Genomic DNA, 18980 nt, shown 5'->3' on the forward strand with positions numbered 1-18980 from the left:
TAATGGCAATATATAGACTCAAATTTATACTTGTTCACAAATTTGAAACAAACTGAGCATTAAAAAAACCGCTGATCCCAGCGGCTTTATACATACTTCCGATGCACCATCTTCCCATCATAAGAAAAGACAACATTTTTATTCTCCACAACTGACTCCATATGAACCGTTCTTCCCCATAGCTGATGAATGTACGGCAGTACTTTCTCTAAGTATTTTAAATCAAGCTCAATTCCTTCATAACAATGTTTAATATACAGTTCACCGTTCTTTAAATGGTCTCCATCTTCCACTACTAAATATGGAAATCCACCATTTGTACGCATATTTACAAGTTGATCACGAACATGTTCCCACTCTTTATCAATGACTTTATACTCTTTTCCTTGGCGCTGGAATAAGTACATATCTTCCCTCATCACAAGTTCTTTATTTAAATAGTTTCTCAGGAACGATACGTCCCATTCAATTTCTCGCACTTCAAAGATTTTCTCACGACCTGACCCTGGTTTCACACCGCGTCTTTTCATCTCTTCCGTTGGATTATTGTAACGTTCTTCAATATCTTCAAAGACCTTGATACCAAGATAATATGGGTTAATGCTTGTTTTTGAAGGCTGTACAACTCCTGCGTTTAACTTGGCAAATTCAATTGCTTCGTCAGATGTTAAGTCCATTTCTCGAAGGATGCGCTGATGCCAGTAGGAAGCCCAGCCTTCGTTCATGATTTTCGTTTCTAATTGCGGCCAGAAATATAACATTTCTTCTCGCATCATCGTTAAAATATCACGTTGCCACTCATCTAGATCTCTACTATATTCTTCAATAAATAGAAGTAAATCTTTCTCTGGTTGCGGCGGGATTTTCTTTTTCTTCCGCATATTTGGTCGTTCTCGTTTTTTATTTCTATCATCTAAATTCCACAAATCATCATACTGTGAAACCCGTTTCTTTTCTACTTCTTCCTCTTCTAAGTCATCGATACTCCAAGCCAGTTTTGGTCGCATAAGCGATGGATCAATGTGTTCTTGAATTGCTAATACCGCATCTAAAAATGTTTCTACTTCTTTTTTTCCATATTTATGTTCATACGCTTTAATTCGTTCTGCTGTCGCTGCCATACTTTCAACCATATCGCGCTTCGTATTTGAAAAGCGAATATTATTTTTAAAGAAATCGCAGTGTGCTAATACGTGTGCTACAATTAATTTATTTTGAATGAGTGCATTGGTATCGAGTAAAAACGCATAACATGGATCAGAGTTGATGACAAGCTCATATATTTTACTAAGTCCCAAATCGTAATGCAGCTTCATTTTGAAGAACTGTTTCCCAAAACTCCAATGTGAAAATCGTGTTGGCATTCCATATGCACCAAACGTATAAATAATTTCCGCTGGGCATACTTCATAGCGCATCGGATAAAAATCCAGCCCAAATCCAGTCGCAATTTCAGTAATTTCAGCGATTGCATATTGTAGTGCTTTATCATCACTAGCTCTCATTATTTTCCCTCCTTACACTTTCCCTTAAGACAGTGTATGAAGGGAAACAAGCTTTCATGAAAAGTAAACAATTTTGTTTTATGAAATACTGTTCAAATAGCCAAGTAAATACAGGATACGGCGCTTCAAACGTGGAGTACCGTAAAACATGAAAAGAACATTACACTAAAAAACCGTTATAAAATACATTTTATAACGGCTCTTCTCCCCAAAATATTAGCTTATATGAACTATTAATGCGAATATCGTAAGTTTTTAATCACAAGAACATGGTGAATTACCACATGTAGGACATTCACTTCTTGCATACCAAGGTAAGCCACTTTCTCTTTCTTCAATTTCTTTTTGCCGATACCAATCAGGATATCCTGAAAACTCTTCTTCATTTCGTTTGTCGATCTCCCACTGTTTCATTCCCCAGTTGCTATGATCGTCTTCCTCATCATCATAACGGCTATAACTATTTGATTGAGAGTGATAATGATTTGTATCATCATAGAAATCATCCTCAGTATCATAGTTTGAATGATTTCGATAATCACCATCATTTGCAAATGAAAAATTAGGTGATGATGATGTGCTGCCATGATTATACGTACTTCCTAAACTTGCTATTCCTCCTCCCGCATACGATTTCGCTGTAGAATTTCGGGCAGACCACCAACTGAATGCTAGTACAACTAGTAATGCGAACGAGAAATACATAATGAATTCACCATATACTGGCTTGATTACCTCAGGAATCCATTCAAGATGATAACTCGAATAGTATAAAATAGAGCTTGTTAAAATTCCAAATCCAATATCACGAACTGCATGAGCAGTGAACTGCGTATATGAATGAAATAATACGATAGCCATTACAGGAATCACATAAATACTTCTAAAGAAGTCAAAATATGTGTATAAAAGCATCGCTAATAGAAGACTAAACGCAGATCCACCAATAACTCCTAGCCACGCTCCTCTTCTTATAGGATGACGAAATGTATTGGTACGTGTTATCATTCCAACTACAATTGATAGTGTGATTCCCCAACATATTTGACTTGTAATCGGAAATCCTGAAATCTCCCAATCCGAGATCAGAGATGACGGAAAAGGTAACCACTTATTCGCCAGTGTCCCTAATGGAAATCCAACAGCTACCGACCATAAAATTGTGTGAATTATATTTTCTTTTCTTTCATTTTCTATAAAATATATCAATATAGTACATAGGCCTATAATCCAAAAATTCCATTCCGAAACAGACTGAAACGAAATGGAATAAAAATATAAAGACAATACTAAAAGACACCCTGTTACTACTTTCATTTCCATTCTCCTTTCATATTTTTGATTAGGTCATAAAAAGAGATAAATGTTAATAAAACCCTATCTCTTTTTATAAGTTTTACTTTATACAGTCGCTCTATTTTGTAATTCTTGATATACCATAAAGTTATTCATAGCATTTCTAAATCCAATTTTTATAAATTCTTCCTTTGCAAGTGTTCCAGATTGCATATTACGTTCTAAAATTTTAAAAAATTGCTTATGCTTGAAAGTACTAAAGGCATGATGAAAACTTTCACCACCGCTATGTCCTTCAATATAGAACATAGGATTTTTCCCCCTCTTGAGTACTCTCGCAACACTAAAGGATCCCATATGATGTACAGTTGTTCCATAAACCCCCGTTCCATCAAAACGTGTTCCATATCTTTCCACAGTATGTAAATCTACCGAATACATTTGCCCTTTTCGAGTCAAGAAAAACAGATAATGATCTGTTAATGCTAAATGTCCTCTACCTTCTTATACATGATAACCATCGGCAATAAATTGAATTGGCTCTACTATATTCGCCTCTAAAATTTCCATTTCCTTTTTCTTTTTTTGAATATCAATACCAAACCCTAAATACCCTAGGGGTATAGAAAATAATAAAAAAATAAATACACCTTGAATTTCTCCACTAATTAAAAATAAAAAGGCAAATAGCATAGCAATGATAAAAAACGCCGAAAAGAAACCATTTCTCAAAGCTTTTGCAAACTAAACTTTTCCCATATTAATCCTCCTTTATCATATAAATCCATTATATATATCACATAAATAAAATAAAACATTTTTTTAATATAACATATAAGAAAAAGCACTTGAACAAATTATCAAGTGCTTTTCCTTATATATTTTCAATTATTTCTAACTTCTCTATAATCGGCGTACGCTCTTTTCCTTCTGGCTTCTTATCAAAATAGCCAATATGAAGGATTCCAACAATGCGTTGTCCTTTTGTTAACCCAAGTCCTTCTATAAATAAAGGATTATAATTCAGTCCGCCTGATTTCCAAACACAACCTAGTCCGCGCTCCCAAGCTAGTAGTTGGAAGTTTTGCATAAATGCACACACTGCTGCGTAGTCTTCATCACGCTGAATTTGACGCGGATCTTCATCCATATACACAACGATTTGAGCTGGTGTACTTAAAAAACGATCGGATAAAATTTTACCTCGTTTTGCTCTTTCTTCTTCTGTGAAGGAATTTAATACAGCATCTACTAACGTTTTACGGCCTTCTCCAATAAACAATTTACATTTCCATGGCTCACGATGCTGATGGTTTGGTGCCCACGTTGCATCATTTAATAATTCAATTAATAATTCTTTTTCTACTGCTTTATCTATAAATTTACGAATGGAACGTCTTTCTTTAATGATATTTGCAATGGAAGTATATGTAGTCATATGTTTCTCTCCCTTATTCTTATCTATATGTATACATTTATTATTGATATTGATTTTCAATTTCGATTATAACGCAGTTTTCTACCATTAATCAATGTTTTATGTTGTGAAACTAACAAAAAACTTTTTTGTTATATTGCAGAAAAACTTGCAATGTTCATAAGTTCTTCACAACTTCTCCACAACTTCAGGACATCCTATGTGTAAAGTTTTCCATTTCATTTAATTAGGAGGAATCTATATGTACAAAAAAGTAATAGCAAGCATCTTAGCAACAGGGCTTTTATGTGGAATGGCAGTCTTCCCTGCTGCAGCCGCTACACCAAAAGAAATTGCGCTACATCATCATAAGATAATTTCAGAAGAACAAATCCAGTCATTAGAAAAACAAGGTTACAAAAAACATGAAATTTGGAAAGCTGCACACATTGCGAAAATAAGTAAAAAAGATATCAATGACGTTTTATCGTACTATAAACAAAATAAATCTTGGAAAGAAACAGCGAAACATTTTGGCGTGGATCCAGAGAAAATGCATAAACATCATATGAGTAAAGAGATGAAAGCTGCACTATTGAAGAAAGTAGCTGAAATGCAAAAATCTACACCAGAACAAATGAAGAAAACAATGGAAGATAACCATCTTCACTTGCGTCACCTCGCAGTTTTAACCATCATTGCACAAAAAAGTAATACACCATTTAATAATGTATTACAAATGAAAAAAGATGGCATGCATGTCAAACAAATTGCCGAAAAATTAAATGTGAAAAGAGAAGATATAAGAACTGAAATGATGAAATTAATACAGTCTGTCAAACAAAAAAAGACAAGCTAACATAAAGAAAAGGAAGAGACAGAAACTCTTCCTTTTCTTTATGAACCTACTATAATAAAACCATCCGCCAGCGGATCAGATGGATCTAATAAAAATTGATGCATTCCCGTAATAAAGACCCTTCCTGTAATTTGTACCGTCATGGCATTTTGTGTGCATTCCATTAGTTTTGCTTCATATGTCCCGCCCGTAATATTTTCATGCTGTAAAGTCTCTCCTTCTTGTAACATACCTTCCTCTCTAAAAAGTGCTAAACATGCACATGTTGCTCTAACATATGGAGAGCGGCTTACGAGTCCATTCTTCTTCTGCAACATCGTTTTGAATCGTTTTTCCTCAATCTGCGCCGCATCTATTAAAATACCACTACATTCAGATGATAATGACGTTCTTGCCCTATGCGCCCAGTTCTTTAATTCTATTAAATCATCCATAGCTAGTTTGACACCAAGATGCTTTGTATGACTGATTACGTAGTGTTCATTTGGTCCAAATGAAACGACCGATTGAGAAGCATGATGTTGAAGTTCGTATTTACAATCTTTCTGTAAGGAAACAGCGTGTATCTCTCCATCTTCTATACAGATTTTCACAGAAAATATCCCATCAATTGTTTCCACCGCTACTACATCATTTTTTATTTGCACATTTCCCATTTCCACCATAACAACAGCAGCTATCATCACAAACTCTTCTATACTAAAGGTAAATTCATTCGCATCCATAAACAACGCTGCAAAATCTGCTTTTTTTGAACAAGGTGGTACAATCATACAGCCGTTCATCGCTGCATGACCACGTGGCTCTTGCATAAGAATTCTTCGAAATGCTTGATAGTTTTCAACTAGTTCATTTTGTTTTTCTTGCAAAGTATTTCCCTGTAATAAAGGTACGCCGTTCATAATGAGGCGTAGTGGCTCCCCAGCCATATGTGCATCAACTGTTGTAATCGCTTTTGCGAACTTCATTCAATCTCCCCCGTCTTCCATTTCTCCTGTTATTTAGCTAGTTTAAATATGGTTACATCAATGCCCTTCCATCGGTGGAATAAGAATAAATCCATCTTTCAAAATGTCTTCCTCATGATATAAAAATTGGTGCATTCCCATCATCCATGCTGATCCAGTAATTTCTGTAATTACAGCTTCTATTTCCCCTACATTTGTTGTGCTAACGATTTTCCCTTTAAATAGCGAACCGACAATACTTTCATGTACAAATAACTCTTCCTTATCAATCTTCTGATGAGCGTATAATGTAGCAAGTTTAGCTGATGTTCCTGTCCCGCACGGCGAACGATCAATCCCGCCCGGTGGCACAATTACTGTATTTTTCACATCAGCCTGTTCATTCGTTGGATCGCAAAAAAATTCAACATGTGTCACACCTTCGATGAAAGAAAATTCAGGATGGGAAATGGGTACAGTTGCATTAATAGCATCACGAATCCGAATCGCTGTTTCTATAATCTCTACAGAGTTATCTGTTGTTAGCTGCACACCTAACTTTCTCGCATCTGTAATTGCATAAAAATTACCACCATAGGCAATATCACAGTGTACATTCCCTATATTTTCGATATGTACTTCTACAGACTTTAATAAAAAAGCAGGCACGTTACAAAATGTTACTTCTTTTGCTTTTCCATTTTCCACATATACTTTTGTTGTAACAAGGCCTGCCGGTGTATCTAATTTAATATGGGTATACGGTTCTTTCACCTCAACCATACCTGTTTCAATTAAAGCGGTACAAACACCAATTGTATCGTGACCACACATTGGTAAATATCCGCCTGTTTCTATATAAATAACACCAACATCAGCTTCTGGGTCACATGGATCTGTTAATAACGCCCCAGACATTACATCATGACCACGTGGCTCAAACATAAGAAATGTACGAATCCAATCATACTTTTCTTTCATAAATAACATCTTTTCTGACATTGTATCCCCTTCTAGCTTCGGAAGACCATTTATGACTGTCCTTGTTGGATTCCCCCCCGTATGCGTATCAATTGTCGTAAACACTTTTTTTATATTCACACTCGTTCCATCCTTTCTTGAAATCGATTGTGACTCAGTGATTCAATCGGTACGGTTGTCCTTTGTTCCTCAATCAATTCCGCAATAAGCTTTCCTGTAATGGCTGCCAAGCTAATTCCATCACCTTCATGACCCGTAGCAATATAAAAACCCGGTACTTCTTCAACATGAGAAATAATTGGCAAATGGTCTGCCGTCCACGGACGTAACCCTGCATATGTTCGAATAAGCAACATATCAGCCATTTTCGGATAAAAGCGAATCGCTCGCTTCGCAATAGACTTGATAACACTTGTATCTACCTTCGTTTGAAAACCAACGAACTGCCTGCTACTTCCAATTAAGAAATTTTGACTTTCTGTCGGTTCAAACACAAGAGCAACTCCATATCTCTCCGTTTCCTCATCCACATGACGTACGCCGCCGAACTTACTAATCAAATAGCCAAACTCCATTACTTTTCTCATCCCAACCGGTCCTTGTCTTGAAGCCACAATAATATGACCTTTTCTCGGCTGAATTGGAATTTTCACATCTAACATCTCACCAATAACTGGCGACCATACTCCCGCTGCATTTACGACCTTATTCGCTGTAAATGTCCCCTTATTTGTTTCAACAATAAACACATCCGTTATATCTTTTCGAATACTATTTACTTCTGTATGGAGATACACATCTGTTCCTTGCCTTTTCGCTCCATCTAGCAAAGAAAACGATAATAAATACGGATTAACAGTCGAGTCCGTTGCACACTCTAATCCACCTAATAAGTCATCAGCAAAATATGGTGACTCTTGCCGAATATCTTGCCTGTCTAACATCCGAAATGGTAAACCTGCTTCTTTTTGCCGCTTTACCCATTTCTCTGCAGCGATCATCTCTTCTTCACTTTCACATACTAAAATACTGCCTGGTGCGCGGTATTCAAAAGGGTGGTGCAATTCTTTCGCTAGTTGATCAACGAGCTTTTGGCTCTCAAGAGACATTTGACTATCAAATCCAGGATCTTTATCAATTGCTAAAATGTTCCCATCACATCGCGACGATGTACCACTCGCTAATTCTCCCCTTTCTAATAACGTCACTTCTCTCCCGCATTTTGAAACATAATAGGCAATTGCACTTCCAATAATGCCTCCGCCTATGATAAGAACATCACAATGCTTTGTCATAATTCCCCCTCTTTTCTACTTATAAAGTGAAACTTATAGCATCTATCACCTTTTATACTCACATATTCTTTTACTTGCAATTAAAATGCCAACTTAATAAAAAGGAATTATTAACAAAGATTTCCTATTCCTCACTTCATGGTTTTACTTCTTAAGGCACTTAGAAGCTAATATTTTATTGTTCTCAAATAGCCATACGAAAACAGTTATCTAACTTTTCCGAAAAACATTTTACATGCACTTTAAAAATGTGTAAAAATAATGAAATAGTGTATAAAAAACTTACAGTCAATCCAATAAGGAGGCTTTAGTATGACAATCGAACTCCCTTCTATAGATCAACTTATGAATAAAGATTTTCTCTTCTTTCCATCGCTAGAAGAGTCGCAACAAAACAATCATACAAATCATAAAGATACAAGCGTTCTAATCAAAAGAAATAATGATATATACATGCTTACTGCTGACGGTACGTATCAACTTTGCTATACAACTTCTTACTATTCTTCTATTTCACATATATTAAAGAAACTAAAAAACTACCATGCCGTTATTCTTACAAATGCGTCTCATAAACCAATTGGTTTTATTACAGCTGTGATGTTAGCTGAAACTATTTTTCAGTCTTATGAATATTTACAAGCTTATTTTGAAACCGTTATCAAAACGACGGATGCGTCCGTCACTGTCATTGACGAGAACGAGAATGTCAATGTGTGGACAAACGGGGCAGAAGCAATTTTTTCCGTCAGACGGCAGGATATTTTAGGAAAACCTATCACCTCATTTTTTCATGAAAACATGCTAGAAATATTAAAAACTCTGCAAGAAGGTCGCTCACTACATAAACACCAACATCAACCGAGAGAAGATTTAATTGTACTCATTAACTCCAATCCCATTTACTTGCGCAATAAAATTATTGGAGCTGTTGTATCCGAAACAGATATTACGAGCCAAGTTCGGCTCAATCAGGAACTATTCTCTGTTTCTACCAAAATGCATCAATTAGAGAAACAAGTTGCTAAATTAACACCGCCTGTTGATCCCTTTCATGCGATTAAAGGAAACAGCTCCGCACTGCATCAAACAATTGAAACTGCGAAAAAGATATGTACAACAAAATCAACTGTGCTTATTTTAGGAGAAAGCGGCGTTGGAAAAGAGCTATTTGCAAAAGCGATTCATGAAGCGCGTGAAAATGAACAAGCACCGTTTATCTCTATTAACTGCGGCGCAATTCCTGAATCATTATTTGAAAGTGAACTTTTCGGCTATGAAAAAGGAGCTTTTTCTGGAGCTGATCAAAAAGGAAAAAAAGGAAAAATTGAGTTAGCAAAAGGGGGCACCTTATTTTTAGATGAAATTGGTGAAATGCCAATGGAAATGCAAGTAAAACTGCTTCGCGTTCTACAAGATAGAACCTTTTACCGCGTGGGTGGTATAAAAGAATTACATGCCGATTTTCATATTATTGCTGCTACGAATCGAAACTTAAAAGAACAAATTGCAAAAGGAAAATTTCGCGAAGATTTATTTTATCGTTTAAACGTTGTAAGCATTGATGTACCGCCACTGCGTGAAAGAAAAGAAGATATTGTGGAGCTCATCCACTCTTTCTTATATGAGTTTTCGATTCAATATAACCGTCCAATTCAAAGTATACCGCAAGACGTTATGTATGAATTGCTTGAGCATACATGGCCTGGAAACATTCGTGAACTACGTAATGCCATTGAACGACTCGTTGTTTTTGCATCAGATGGAATCATAAAACGAGAAGACCTTCCCTTCTCTACAAAAACACAAAAAGAACAACCGCCTGTTCCTCTTAGAGTAGATATAATGGAAGGCGAATTACTTGATGATGCTTTAAACAAATACGAAAGAAATATCATTCAACATGCACTTGAATTAGAAAATGGCAATAAACTCGCTTGTGCGAAACGGCTTGGAATTACACGGGCAACCTTATATAATCGCATGAAAAAATTAAGCATCCCCTTTTAATCCTTATCTAGATTGGCATGTATTTTGCATATAAATTAGTAAACAACCAATCTAACAAGGGGGCTTTGTCATGAACATTGCAGACGATTTTGTCATTTGTCGTTGTGAGGAAGTAACATACAAGGAACTTCTTCATACAGCGAACACATATAATTGCTCTACACGAGAATTGAAACTACGTACCCGGGCGGGCATGGGGTTTTGCGGGGGCCGAACATGCAGATGTGCACTAGAAAGTTTTATATCATCTCGAGAACAGAACCATCAGCCATTAAAACATCAACCACCGGTCCGTCCCATTACCTTTGACTTGTTAGGTGATAGAACATGAGTAATCGCATCATTCATCACCCAATTCTCGGTAACTTATCAGACAGCAAAACCGTCTCTTTTACATTTAACGGAACGAAGTGTGAAGGAATAGCTGGCGAAACCGTCGCTGCTTCCCTATTCGCCAATAACATTCGGACTTTTCGTGTTCATGAAGAAACCGGAGCACCGCGCTCTATTTATTGCAATATTGGCCATTGCTTTGAATGCCGCGTTACAATAAATGGCAAGCAAAATGTGCGTGCATGCATGACTGTAGTTGAAGATCAAATGGTAGTACAAAGCGGCCTGCAGCAACCCACTCCTTTAAAGAAGGAGGATCATATATGAATGATGTGATCATTATCGGGGCTGGTCCTGCTGGATTATGTGCAGCCATTGCCTGCAAAACGTATGGATTATCCGTTAAGGTTTTTGATGAATTTATAAAACCTGGTGGTCGCCTCCTTGGACAGCTTCATCAGGAACCAAATGGCACATGGTGGAATGGTATAGAAGAAACAAAGAAACTACAAAAACAGTTGCAAGACTTAGCACTCCCTATTGAATGTGGTGTAACCGTACATGATTTAGAAAAAGTTGAAAATGAATGGGCTGTTCATACGAATATCGGTCTCTTTCAAACAAAACATGTGCTCCTTGCAACAGGAGCAGCTGAGTTTCCAACTCCGCTTCCTGGATGGACATTACCCGGCGTTATGTCCATTGGAGCTGCACAAGTTATGACGAATGTACACCGCGTCAAAGTTGGGAATAAAGGAATGATTATCGGAGCAAATATATTATCATTTGCGATTATGCATGAATTACAGCTTGCTGGAATAGAAATTGATAGCATCGTTTTACCACCGAAGCATACAGTAACAAAGCAAAGTGCACAACCGCTTCATGTTTTGAATTCTTTGCTTCACGTTGCTCACATCGCTCCTTCTCCTTTATTAAAAATTGGGAGCCGCTTTATGAAACAACATGCAATGCGAAAATTAGCCATTCAATTTTATCCAAAGCAAGGAATGAAAATTTGGAATGTACCGCTTCACTTACGAAAAGCCGCTGTTGAAATTATTGGCGACAAGCAAGCCGAAGCTGTGAAAATCGCAACGATTACATCAGATGGAGAGATCATTCCTGGAACTGAAGAAATATGTCCTGTTGATTTTGTCTGTATTGCTGGCGGGCTTTATCCACTAGCAGAATTAGCAGCTGTCGCTGGATGCCCTTTTCATTATATCGAAGAACTTGGCGGGCATATTCCGCTTCATAACGAAACAATGGCTACACCGCTTCCAGGCCTATATGTTGCTGGTAACATTACAGGGATTGAAAATGCGAAGGTCGCCATGGCACAGGGAACTGTTGCCGGAACTGCCATTGCAAAAGAAATACAACCATCTCATTCACATCTTGATTCTTTACTCCAGCGGGCAATTCAAGATGTGAAAAGAACGCGTGAAAATGCAACAATTCAATTTCACCCACATATTTCTAAAGGTCGCGAGCAACTGCTTGCCCTCTCTCAAGAAGTATGAAGCAAAACCTATATACCTTTTCCGGAATAAAAATTATATATTAAATTTTATATATAAATATCGAAAAAAGCTGTTCAAAAGGCACACAGTGTCTAACTTTTGGACAGTTTTTTATGTTTCCTGTATAAAATTCCGCCTTCCCCAAAAACTAACGAGAGCATTCCATATAAGGGAAAAGAGTGAAAAATATGTTTGGCTTACCACGAAAAAATTCTAAGGCTAAAAATAAAAAAACGAGCTGCACCATTCCAGAATTTATTCATGCGATGAAAGAATCTACTGATTTTGTTTCTTACAACATTACAGAAGACAGTGCACTATGTCTTTTTTATTATAAATCTGTCGTAGAAGCACTCATCATTAAACAATTTATTTTAACGCCTATCAAAAAGCAATTAGAACATGTTCAAGACATTGCTGACTTAACTAACATCGTCTCTATTGAAGACATTGTTATCTCACCTTCCATTGACGATATTCGTGAAAAATTATTGGGTGGATATGTACTCGTTAAACTACAAAACATATCAAAGGCTGCACAATATGCTCTAATTCGAGCAGAAAGTACCGTCCTTGGTAAGCGTTTATATAACGATACAGAAAATGAATATAGCGTAATTGGACCAAAGATTGGTTTTGTGGAAAACATTGATACGAATCTACATTTATTACGCCGCTCTATTGTAACAGAGCAATTAATTTTTAAAGAAATTGTTGTTGGATCCATATCCAAAACAAAAGTTGTAGTGGCCTATATAGACGGAATCACAAATGAACAACATATTAACACTGCTACACAACGTCTAGAGGACATTGATTTCGATGTTCCCTTTGATGCAACAATGATTGAACAATTTATTAGTGATAATAGTAATTCACCTTTTCCATTACTTTTACCAACAGAGAGGATTGATCGAGCTGTATTTGCTTTAATCAATGGTGAAGTGTTAATTTTAACAGACAATTCTCCCTATGCATTAGCTGGACCGACAACACTATTAGATTTTTTCATTTCACCAGAGGATTACTATTTGCCGTGGATGGTCGGCTCAGCTTTTAGATTGATTCGCTTTTTTGGGGCTATATTTTCTCTATTTTCCTCAGCAATCTATACTGCTGTATTAACATTTCATTATCAAATGATTCCAGCAGACTTACTAGGACCCATTATTTTTTCTAGAGCCAATGTACCCTTTCCGCCAATCCTAGAAGCACTTTTTTTAGAAATTACAATTGAGTTATTACGCGAAGCCGGCGCCCGCTTACCTACAAAAGTTGGGCAAACAATCGGTATCGTTGGTGGAATTGTAATCGGACAAGCTTCTGTTGAAGCAGCTTTAACAAGTACAATCCTATTAATCGCCGTGGCTTTATCTGCACTTGCTTCTTTCACAACACCAACTGTGAAAATGTCTACAACCATTCGCTTACTCCGATTCCCACTCATCCTTTTAGCGGGTGCGTTCGGAGGACTAGGCCTTATAATAGGATTTGTTTTTATATTGGCACATTTACTACACTTAAAATCACTTGGATCGCCTTACTTATTACCCTTATATCCATTTCGTGGTTTCGGTTCAGCAGAAGGTTTCATTCGCTGGCCATTTAGCCAAACGGCTCAGCGCCCTTCTTTTCTGCGACCAAAATCAAACTGGCGCTATAACCCAAACAAAGCAAAACAAAAACGTGATGGTGAGAAAACATGAGAAACGTTCTATTTCTAGCAGTAATTATTTTTTTATGCTTCCAATTTGGCTGCACGCAAACATATATAGTAGATACGCAACGAATGATTCAGGTAGCTGGATTTGATATAACAAAAGATAAAAAATTTCAAGGTACAATCTTATACCCCGACTACACACTTGGTGTAAAAACAAAACCAAAAACTCAGTCAACCACTGCAAGATCTCTTGAAACGATCGCTTCTCGTTTGAATGAAAAATCACCTCACAATGTTGTTTTAGGACAAATGCGTGTCGTATTATTTGGAAAATCTATTGGTTCACATGGAATTGATGAAATCATCAACAATTTACAACGTGATCCTAATATTGGACGAGATGTACAGTTAGCACTTGTAGATGGTTCAGTCGAAGAACTTCTAAATCATGTCGCACCAAACGGTTCATTGTACCTATCTGACTTACTTGAACAAAATATAATGAATGAAAATATTCCTCGGACAGCTTTAAATGTTTTTTTATATAATTATTATTCATTTGTATGCGATCCATTTCTTCCTTACATTCAAATCGCTGATAATCATGCAGCTTCTGTAAAAGGTCTTGCCTTTTTAAAAGAGGACAAAGTGGTAATGTATACCGATAAAAAAGACTCCTTTTTAGTAAAATTGCTCCTTAATCCGACTAAAAATGGTCGTTATGAAGCACAAATAAAAAAAGATAATCATAAAGGTCTTGTCGTAACACAAAATTTATCCGGAAAAAGTGCCTATCACGTTGATCAAACAGGCGCTACTCCTAAAGTAACCATCCGCTTAAAATTAAATGGATTAATAAAAAACTCCCCTAGTTGGCTTGATTTATCGAAAAAGGAACATATAAACTCTATAAAAAATCAAGTAGAGAAAAGTATTAGAAATCAGTCTCAAAAATTGGTTCAGCAATTCCAGCAAAAAAAAATAGACCCTTTAGGAATACGCGACCAAATTAGAAGTCGGTCAAGAAAATGGAGCATACAACAAATTCAAGCAATGTATCCATCTATAGATATTAATATTGAAGCTGATGTTAACGTTGTACAATCTGGTATCGGAGAATAGTGAGGTGATAAGATGGATACAACCAGTAAAGAAATAACTGTTTCCCCTTACTTCGTATTTTTTTTGATTCACTCTCTTCAAGTTGGAGTCGGAATTTTAGGTTATCAACGCATTATTACAAAAAGTGCCGGTTATGACGCTTGGATTTCCCTTATTCTCGCGGGAATTGCAACTCACCTTGTATTGTTTTGTATGCTAAAAATGTTGGAAAAAGATAACGACCTCATCAATATTCATACAACATGCTTTGGAAAATGGATCGGTTCCTTATTTTCTTTGCTTGTTACGATTTATTTTTTATTATTTTGTCTCACTGTCCTTCGTACATATGTCGAAGTAATTCAAGTTTGGGTATTCCCGACCCTTAAATTATGGAAACTAACTTTAATCTTTTTATTAATCACTTACTATATTATCAAAGGTGGGTTCCGTTCTGTAACTGGAATGTGTTTTTGGGGAATTATACTACCTATTTTCGTATTGTTCTTTTTAATTTTTCCAATGAAATACGCACATTTTCGTAATGTTCTACCCATTCTCACTCACTCACCTTTGGAGATTGTGAAATCAACGAAAGACTCTGCTTTAGAATTTCTAGGATTTGAAGCGCTACTTTTCTTTTATCCACTTATTGAAAAAGGAAAATCTCTAAAAAGATGGGCACATGGTGGTGCTGCTTTCACAACCATTCTTTATGTACTTTTAGCGCTTATCTCTTTTATGTACTATAGTGAAGGACTACTAAAGCATACAATTTGGCCTACATTAACCATGTTAAAAATTATTAAAATCCCTTTTATTCAGCGGTTTGAATATATTATTATTTTTATATGGTTTCTTATCATTTTGCCAAATCTCTGTTTAACAATATGGTCCTCTTGTCAGTCTATGAAGCGTTCATTCCGTATCCCATTTAAAATCACACTACCTTTTTTTATTCTTGTCGTATACATCGCTTCCTTATTTTTTACAAACCGAGAAAGTATCAACACATTAAATACAGTTTTATCCGAGACGGGTATGTACATTGTATATGTCTATATCCCTCTCCTTTTTCTATGGCACTCCATTCGATGGCGCCTAAAAAATAAACAAAATAAAACTTCTTCATAGGAAAGCATTAGAGAGTTTGATACAATTTTACTAACACAAAAACAAAGGGGACATGCAGATGAAAAAGTATCTATTCTCTCTACTTGTAATAAGCAGTCTTTTGCTTTCTGGATGCGGCGTTGCAGACAAACAACAATCTTCTGAACCTAAAGAAGCTAAAGAAGAACACGCTTCCCATTCTCAGCAAGGTGATATCCAAGAAACGACAAAAGGGATTGACACACTCCCAACATTTTTGGACAAACTAGACCCACAAATGAAGGATATCTATGCAGTTGCAGGAAAAAATGCCGAATTATTAAATTGGATACCTTGTTACTGTGGATGCGGAGAAAGTGTAGGACATAAAAACAATAAAAACTGTTTTATCCAAGAAATTAAACCAAGTGGAGAAGTTGTTTGGGATTCTCACGCAACTACCTGTGTAAACTGTTTAGAAATTGCGGTCGAATCTGCATCGATGCAACAAAAAGGAAAATCCACTCTTGAAATTCGAAACTACATTGATAATAAATATAAAGAGGGCTACGCAAAACCAACGCCTACCCCAATGCCAAACGCGTAAAAACGAGGAATTTCCTCGTTTTTTATTTTTCACATAACATTTTCCTTAACAAATTCTTTCAAGTGTTTTTCTTCTTGCTTGGTGTACACTATATATAACTCCTCAGTAAGGAGGGTACACAATGCACACATATAACGACTACGATAAAGCTCTCTATTACACGTATTGTTGTAATTGGGATAAGTTGCTTGTTTTAATGGTACAAACCGATGATCAATTATTTTCTAAACGAATCGAGCATTTTTTACATGCTTACAAATATGCAAAAGAACTACCAGAAGTGGACAAACAGCTGCAACTTCTATTTCAATATATCGACCATGCCTCACAAAAGTCACATATAGAAGAAATAGACCAAATGCAGATGTAAACGAAGCGCTATTCTCCCTCTCGAGAATAGCGATTTTTGAATATTTTTCCATATAACCGTTCATAATACATATATCAATAATGGATGGACGTGATTCTTTGCATAAATCCTTGTGCGTATTTCTCTGTATGATTATATTGCTTATCGGTTGTGAAAAAGCGAATAATCCTCATTCGTTTCACGGAGTAAAACAGGAAAAAGACGTATGGAATATCTTAATTATCGGCAGCGATTCACGAGGTGAACGACAAGCTCGTGCTGATACAATTATGATTGCCCAGTACAATAAAAAAGAAAAGACAGCAAAACTCGCTTCCATTATGCGGGATAGTTATGTAGAAATTCCTTCTTATGATAAAAAATATAATAAAATTAATGCTGCCCATTACTATGGTGGCCCTGAATTATTACGAAAGACAATCCAACATAATTTTGGAATCGACGTTTCTCATTACGTCACGATTGATTTTGAAGCATTTGTAAAAACTGTAGATACTGTCGCACCTGAAGGGATTGACGTAAATGTTACACAAACAATAATCGATGATATGGGATTACATTTACAGCCAGGCGTGCAAACTCTTCATGGGAAAGATTTACTAAAGTACGCACGTTTTCGTCATGATACTGAAAGTGATTTTGGACGGGTGAAACGGCAACAGGAAGTACTTCAAGCATTAAAACAAACGCTTACTGATAAGGTTCACTCTATAGACGGGGCCCTGAGTTTACCAATAATGGCACACGAACTCTCTCCGTATATAAAAACAAACTTAGATATAGGAACTCTATTTACACTTGGAAATAGTATTCTGTTTCAGCCCATTGATAAAATGGAAACGATGCGAATTCCAATTGATAAAGAATATGAATCAGCTTTTATCGAACATGCTGGTTCCGTCTTAAAAATGAATCAAGAAACAAATAAAGAAGCCATTCAAGAATTTTTCAATGTAACAAAAGCTGTAAACCGCCCTTAGGAACAAGGTGTATACACCTTGTTTTTTTCATTTCCAAGTTTTCTCCTCACAAAACTTTCCTTGATAAAAATATTTTCTCTTTATTTTCTTGTCCTCTTCATACTATAATTTAGTATGTAACTATTATAAGAGAGGTAAAAGACATGGAACGTGAGAAAAAACAAGAATATGCATTGTTTACTGCCTGGGGAGCTTCTTTTATTGCGACACTTGGAAGCTTATATTTTTCCGAAATCATGAAGTTTGAGCCTTGTGTACTTTGTTGGTATCAACGTATTTTTATGTATCCATTTGTTTTATGGCTCGGTATTGCAGTTGTAAAAAAAGACTACCGCATTGCTACATACTCTTTACCAATTGCAAGTATCGGTGCCTGTATTTCGCTCTATCATTATGCGATTCAAAAAGTTTCCGCATTCTCAGAAGCAGGAGCAGCTTGTGGTCGCGTGCCTTGTACGGGACAATATATAAATTGGTTTGGATTCGTCACAATCCCGTTTTTAGCACTTATCGGATTTATCACGATTGCAATTTGTAGCTTTATTGTAATTAAAAACAAATAAGGAGATGAAATCATGAAAAAAATGCTTATCTTCGGCGGTATTATTATCGTCTTATTTGCAGCTATTTTTGCTGTCACACAAATGGAAAGTAAAAATAAAGAAGAACAAGGAAAGAATTATTACACAAATAAAATTACCTCTTCAGATATTCGCAAAAATAATGAAGAAAAGAAAGAACAAACTGTGTATTTCTATCAAACAGGTTGTCAATATTGCGAGAAAGTTTCACCTATCGTTGTTCCAATGGCGAAAGACATGAACATTGATATGAAAGTTATTGATATTTTAAACGACAACTCAACTTGGGATGATTATAAAATTGAAGGAACGCCAACAATTATTCATTTCAAAGATGGCAAAGAGGTAAGTCGTATTCATGGCGAAAAGCCAAAAGAAACTTTTGAAAAATGGTTTAAGGAAAACAAAAAGTAACGA

The 18980-nt window shown here is 36.1% G+C and carries 21 protein-coding genes; 13 read left to right on the top strand and 8 right to left on the bottom strand.

The window, feature by feature from the left end:
- Positions 1-86: 86 nt before the first annotated feature.
- From spoVR to KFD70_RS19960, 5 genes are all read right to left on the bottom strand, one after another.
- Positions 87-1505, bottom strand: coding sequence for a stage V sporulation protein SpoVR (gene spoVR / locus KFD70_RS19940; RefSeq protein ID WP_336450688.1), 1419 nt, complete (start codon positions 1503-1505; stop codon positions 87-89).
- A gap of 255 nt (positions 1506-1760) precedes the next feature.
- On the bottom strand, positions 1761-2822 hold the full coding sequence (locus KFD70_RS19945; protein WP_431613291.1) for a hypothetical protein: 1062 nt from the start codon (positions 2820-2822) through the stop codon (positions 1761-1763).
- An 84-nt stretch (positions 2823-2906) separates the two neighbouring features.
- Positions 2907-3110 (bottom strand): hypothetical protein, encoded by a 204-nt coding sequence (locus KFD70_RS19950; protein WP_431613292.1) that lies wholly within the window; start codon positions 3108-3110, stop codon positions 2907-2909.
- Positions 3111-3305: 195 nt separating this feature from the next.
- Entirely contained in the window at positions 3306-3533 is a 228-nt protein-coding gene (locus tag KFD70_RS19955; protein WP_336450685.1) for a hypothetical protein, read from the bottom strand.
- Positions 3534-3675: 142 nt separating this feature from the next.
- Positions 3676-4239, bottom strand: a complete 564-nt coding sequence (locus tag KFD70_RS19960; RefSeq protein WP_336450684.1) for a nitroreductase family protein — start codon at positions 4237-4239, stop codon at positions 3676-3678.
- A gap of 241 nt (positions 4240-4480) precedes the next feature.
- On the opposite strand from KFD70_RS19960, the gene KFD70_RS19965 reads away from it, so the two are divergent.
- On the top strand, positions 4481-5077 hold the full coding sequence (locus KFD70_RS19965; protein ID WP_336450683.1) for a hypothetical protein: 597 nt from the start codon (positions 4481-4483) through the stop codon (positions 5075-5077).
- A gap of 38 nt (positions 5078-5115) precedes the next feature.
- Here KFD70_RS19965 and KFD70_RS19970 read toward each other — a convergent pair whose 3' ends face one another.
- From KFD70_RS19970 to KFD70_RS19980, 3 genes are read right to left on the bottom strand one after another with little or no spacing between them, the layout of a single operon-like run.
- Positions 5116-6045: a proline racemase family protein gene (locus tag KFD70_RS19970; RefSeq protein WP_431613293.1), complete on the bottom strand. Its 930-nt coding sequence runs from the start codon at positions 6043-6045 to the stop codon at positions 5116-5118.
- A 57-nt stretch (positions 6046-6102) separates the two neighbouring features.
- Positions 6103-7125, bottom strand: a complete 1023-nt coding sequence (locus tag KFD70_RS19975; RefSeq protein WP_431613294.1) for a proline racemase family protein — start codon at positions 7123-7125, stop codon at positions 6103-6105.
- Positions 7122-8300 carry an NAD(P)/FAD-dependent oxidoreductase gene (locus KFD70_RS19980; protein ID WP_431613295.1) on the bottom strand — a complete coding sequence of 393 codons (1179 nt, stop codon included), beginning with the start codon at positions 8298-8300 and terminating at the stop codon, positions 7122-7124. The genes KFD70_RS19975 and KFD70_RS19980 overlap by 4 nt, the downstream gene beginning before the upstream one ends.
- A 312-nt stretch (positions 8301-8612) precedes the next feature.
- Here KFD70_RS19980 and KFD70_RS19985 point away from each other — a divergent pair, with 312 nt between their 5' ends.
- The 12 genes from KFD70_RS19985 to KFD70_RS20040 all read left to right on the top strand — a co-directional run bounded on the left by KFD70_RS19985 (position 8613) and on the right by KFD70_RS20040 (position 18977).
- Entirely contained in the window at positions 8613-10310 is a 1698-nt protein-coding gene (locus KFD70_RS19985; protein ID WP_336450679.1) for a sigma-54 interaction domain-containing protein, read from the top strand.
- Between the two features lie 70 nt (positions 10311-10380).
- Positions 10381-10641: a (2Fe-2S)-binding protein gene (locus KFD70_RS19990; protein ID WP_174102992.1), complete on the top strand. Its 261-nt coding sequence runs from the start codon at positions 10381-10383 to the stop codon at positions 10639-10641.
- A complete protein-coding gene (locus tag KFD70_RS19995) occupies positions 10638-10970 on the top strand; it encodes a (2Fe-2S)-binding protein (RefSeq protein ID WP_286016861.1) in 333 nt (110 codons plus the stop codon). Before KFD70_RS19990 ends, KFD70_RS19995 begins: the two co-directional genes overlap by 4 nt.
- Positions 10967-12169 (top strand): NAD(P)/FAD-dependent oxidoreductase, encoded by a 1203-nt coding sequence (locus tag KFD70_RS20000; protein ID WP_431613296.1) that lies wholly within the window; start codon positions 10967-10969, stop codon positions 12167-12169. Before KFD70_RS19995 ends, KFD70_RS20000 begins: the two co-directional genes overlap by 4 nt.
- A gap of 188 nt (positions 12170-12357) precedes the next feature.
- A complete protein-coding gene (locus KFD70_RS20005) occupies positions 12358-13875 on the top strand; it encodes a spore germination protein (RefSeq protein ID WP_336450677.1) in 1518 nt (505 codons plus the stop codon).
- The gene (locus KFD70_RS20010; RefSeq protein WP_336450676.1) at positions 13872-14954 is read left to right on the top strand and encodes a Ger(x)C family spore germination protein; all 1083 of its coding nucleotides are present in this window, start codon (positions 13872-13874) and stop codon (positions 14952-14954) included. The genes KFD70_RS20005 and KFD70_RS20010 overlap by 4 nt, the downstream gene beginning before the upstream one ends.
- A gap of 12 nt (positions 14955-14966) precedes the next feature.
- On the top strand, positions 14967-16067 hold the full coding sequence (locus KFD70_RS20015) for a GerAB/ArcD/ProY family transporter (protein WP_336450675.1): 1101 nt from the start codon (positions 14967-14969) through the stop codon (positions 16065-16067).
- Between the two features lie 58 nt (positions 16068-16125).
- A complete protein-coding gene (locus KFD70_RS20020) occupies positions 16126-16632 on the top strand; it encodes a PCYCGC motif-containing (lipo)protein (protein ID WP_336450674.1) in 507 nt (168 codons plus the stop codon).
- Positions 16633-16753: 121 nt separating this feature from the next.
- Positions 16754-17002: a YhdB family protein gene (locus KFD70_RS20025; protein WP_336450673.1), complete on the top strand. Its 249-nt coding sequence runs from the start codon at positions 16754-16756 to the stop codon at positions 17000-17002.
- A 128-nt stretch (positions 17003-17130) separates the two neighbouring features.
- Positions 17131-17982 (top strand): LCP family protein, encoded by an 852-nt coding sequence (locus KFD70_RS20030; protein ID WP_336450672.1) that lies wholly within the window; start codon positions 17131-17133, stop codon positions 17980-17982.
- Positions 17983-18125: 143 nt separating this feature from the next.
- On the top strand, positions 18126-18545 hold the full coding sequence (locus KFD70_RS20035) for a disulfide formation protein C (RefSeq protein ID WP_336450671.1): 420 nt from the start codon (positions 18126-18128) through the stop codon (positions 18543-18545).
- Positions 18546-18557: 12 nt separating this feature from the next.
- Positions 18558-18977 (top strand): thioredoxin family protein, encoded by a 420-nt coding sequence (locus KFD70_RS20040; protein ID WP_336450670.1) that lies wholly within the window; start codon positions 18558-18560, stop codon positions 18975-18977.
- Positions 18978-18980: the final 3 nt, after the last annotated feature.

Origin of the sequence: Bacillus pfraonensis, from assembly GCF_050768835.1 — a bacterium.
GTDB classification, from domain to species: domain Bacteria; phylum Bacillota; class Bacilli; order Bacillales; family Bacillaceae_G; genus Bacillus_A; species Bacillus_A pfraonensis.

What these genes read in the sequence shown, in the direction of transcription:
- KFD70_RS19990 (WP_174102992.1), top strand. Translation starts at nt 10,381, where the DNA reads ATGAACATTGCAGACGATTTTGTCATTTGTCGTTGTGAGGAAGTAACA.
- spoVR (WP_336450688.1), bottom strand. Translation starts at nt 1,505, where the DNA reads ATGAGAGCTAGTGATGATAAAGCACTACAATATGCAATCGCTGAAATT.
- KFD70_RS19980 (WP_431613295.1), bottom strand. Translation starts at nt 8,300, where the DNA reads ATGACAAAGCATTGTGATGTTCTTATCATAGGCGGAGGCATTATTGGA.
- KFD70_RS20005 (WP_336450677.1), top strand. Translation starts at nt 12,358, where the DNA reads ATGTTTGGCTTACCACGAAAAAATTCTAAGGCTAAAAATAAAAAAACG.
- KFD70_RS19985 (WP_336450679.1), top strand. Translation starts at nt 8,613, where the DNA reads ATGACAATCGAACTCCCTTCTATAGATCAACTTATGAATAAAGATTTT.
- KFD70_RS20010 (WP_336450676.1), top strand. Translation starts at nt 13,872, where the DNA reads ATGAGAAACGTTCTATTTCTAGCAGTAATTATTTTTTTATGCTTCCAA.
- KFD70_RS20020 (WP_336450674.1), top strand. Translation starts at nt 16,126, where the DNA reads ATGAAAAAGTATCTATTCTCTCTACTTGTAATAAGCAGTCTTTTGCTT.
- KFD70_RS19950 (WP_431613292.1), bottom strand. Translation starts at nt 3,110, where the DNA reads ATGTTCTATATTGAAGGACATAGCGGTGGTGAAAGTTTTCATCATGCC.
- KFD70_RS20035 (WP_336450671.1), top strand. Translation starts at nt 18,126, where the DNA reads ATGGAACGTGAGAAAAAACAAGAATATGCATTGTTTACTGCCTGGGGA.
- KFD70_RS20000 (WP_431613296.1), top strand. Translation starts at nt 10,967, where the DNA reads ATGAATGATGTGATCATTATCGGGGCTGGTCCTGCTGGATTATGTGCA.
- KFD70_RS19965 (WP_336450683.1), top strand. Translation starts at nt 4,481, where the DNA reads ATGTACAAAAAAGTAATAGCAAGCATCTTAGCAACAGGGCTTTTATGT.
- KFD70_RS19995 (WP_286016861.1), top strand. Translation starts at nt 10,638, where the DNA reads ATGAGTAATCGCATCATTCATCACCCAATTCTCGGTAACTTATCAGAC.
- KFD70_RS20040 (WP_336450670.1), top strand. Translation starts at nt 18,558, where the DNA reads ATGAAAAAAATGCTTATCTTCGGCGGTATTATTATCGTCTTATTTGCA.
- KFD70_RS20025 (WP_336450673.1), top strand. Translation starts at nt 16,754, where the DNA reads ATGCACACATATAACGACTACGATAAAGCTCTCTATTACACGTATTGT.
- KFD70_RS19970 (WP_431613293.1), bottom strand. Translation starts at nt 6,045, where the DNA reads ATGAAGTTCGCAAAAGCGATTACAACAGTTGATGCACATATGGCTGGG.
- KFD70_RS19945 (WP_431613291.1), bottom strand. Translation starts at nt 2,822, where the DNA reads ATGAAAGTAGTAACAGGGTGTCTTTTAGTATTGTCTTTATATTTTTAT.
- KFD70_RS19960 (WP_336450684.1), bottom strand. Translation starts at nt 4,239, where the DNA reads ATGACTACATATACTTCCATTGCAAATATCATTAAAGAAAGACGTTCC.
- KFD70_RS20015 (WP_336450675.1), top strand. Translation starts at nt 14,967, where the DNA reads ATGGATACAACCAGTAAAGAAATAACTGTTTCCCCTTACTTCGTATTT.
- KFD70_RS20030 (WP_336450672.1), top strand. Translation starts at nt 17,131, where the DNA reads ATGATTATATTGCTTATCGGTTGTGAAAAAGCGAATAATCCTCATTCG.